The sequence below is a fragment of the Streptomyces sp. NPDC002911 genome, assembly GCF_053591835.1.
On record NZ_JBSFUO010000068.1, the window covers coordinates 1 to 1,851 of the forward strand.

Genomic DNA, 1,851 nt, shown 5'->3' on the forward strand with positions numbered 1-1,851 from the left:
AACACAGTGGACGCGAGCAACTGAGGACAAGCCCTCGGCCTATTAGTACCAGTCAGCTCCACCCGTTACCGGGCTTCCACATCTGGCCTATCAACCCAGTCGTCTACTGGGAGCCTTAACCACTCAAGGTGGTGGGAATACTCATCTCGAAGCAGGCTTCCCGCTTAGATGCTTTCAGCGGTTATCCTTTCCGAACGTAGCCAACCAGCCATGCCCTTGGCAGGACAACTGGCACACCAGAGGTTCGTCCGTCCCGGTCCTCTCGTACTAGGGACAGCCCTTCTCAATATTCCTACGCGCACAGCGGATAGGGACCGAACTGTCTCACGACGTTCTAAACCCAGCTCGCGTACCGCTTTAATGGGCGAACAGCCCAACCCTTGGGACCGACTCCAGCCCCAGGATGCGACGAGCCGACATCGAGGTGCCAAACCATCCCGTCGATATGGACTCTTGGGGAAGATCAGCCTGTTATCCCCGGGGTACCTTTTATCCGTTGAGCGACAGCGCTTCCACAAGCCACTGCCGGATCACTAGTCCCGACTTTCGTCCCTGCTCGACCCGTCGGTCTCACAGTCAAGCTCCCTTGTGCACTTACACTCAACACCTGATTGCCAACCAGGCTGAGGGAACCTTTGGGCGCCTCCGTTACTCTTTAGGAGGCAACCGCCCCAGTTAAACTACCCATCAGACACTGTCCCTGATCCGGATCACGGACCCAGGTTAGACATCCAGCACGACCAGAGTGGTATTTCAACGACGACTCCACAACCACTGGCGTGGCCGCTTCAAAGTCTCCCACCTATCCTACACAAGCCGAACCGAACACCAATATCAAACTATAGTAAAGGTCCCGGGGTCTTTCCGTCCTGCTGCGCGAAACGAGCATCTTTACTCGTAGTGCAATTTCACCGGGCCTATGGTTGAGACAGTCGAGAAGTCGTTACGCCATTCGTGCAGGTCGGAACTTACCCGACAAGGAATTTCGCTACCTTAGGATGGTTATAGTTACCACCGCCGTTTACTGGCGCTTAAGTTCTCAGCTTCGCACACCCGAAAGTGCACTAACCGGTCCCCTTAACGTTCCAGCACCGGGCAGGCGTCAGTCCGTATACATCGCCTTACGGCTTCGCACGGACCTGTGTTTTTAGTAAACAGTCGCTTCTCGCTGGTCTCTGCGGCCACCCCCAGCTCAGGAAGCAAGTTCCCTCACCAGTGATGGCCCCCCTTCTCCCGAAGTTACGGGGGCATTTTGCCGAGTTCCTTAACCATAGTTCACCCGAACGCCTCGGTATTCTCTACCTGACTACCTGAGTCGGTTTAGGGTACGGGCCGCCATGAAACTCGCTAGAGGCTTTTCTCGACAGCATAGGATCATCCACTTCACCACAATCGGCTCGGCATCAGGTCTCAGCCTTAACGTGTGACGGATTTACCTACCACACGGCCTACACCCTTACCCCGGGACAACCACCGCCCGGGCTGGACTACCTTCCTGCGTCACCCCATCGCTTACCTAATACAAGTCTGGTTCGTCGGCTCCACCACTACCCTCAACTCCGAAGAGATCGGGCCGGCTTCACGGACTTAGCATCGCCTGATTCAGTATTGGGCGTTTCAAAGCGGGTACCGGAATATCAACCGGTTGTCCATCGACTACGCCTGTCGGCCTCGCCTTAGGTCCCGACTTACCCTGGGCAGATCAGCTTGACCCAGGAACCCTTAGTCAATCGGCGCACACGTTTCTCACGTGTGTATCGCTACTCATGCCTGCATTCTCACTCGTGAACCGTCCACAACTCGCTTCCGCGGCTGCTTCACCCGGCACACGACGCTCCCCTACCCATCCAC

1 rRNA gene (only partly in view) is annotated in these 1,851 nt (G+C 56.2%); it reads right to left on the reverse strand.

What is annotated here, in order from left to right:
* Positions 1 to 22: 22 nt before the first annotated feature.
* A 23S ribosomal RNA gene (locus tag ACWD04_RS33685) occupies positions 23 to 1,851 on the reverse strand (it continues 1,372 nt past the right edge of the window).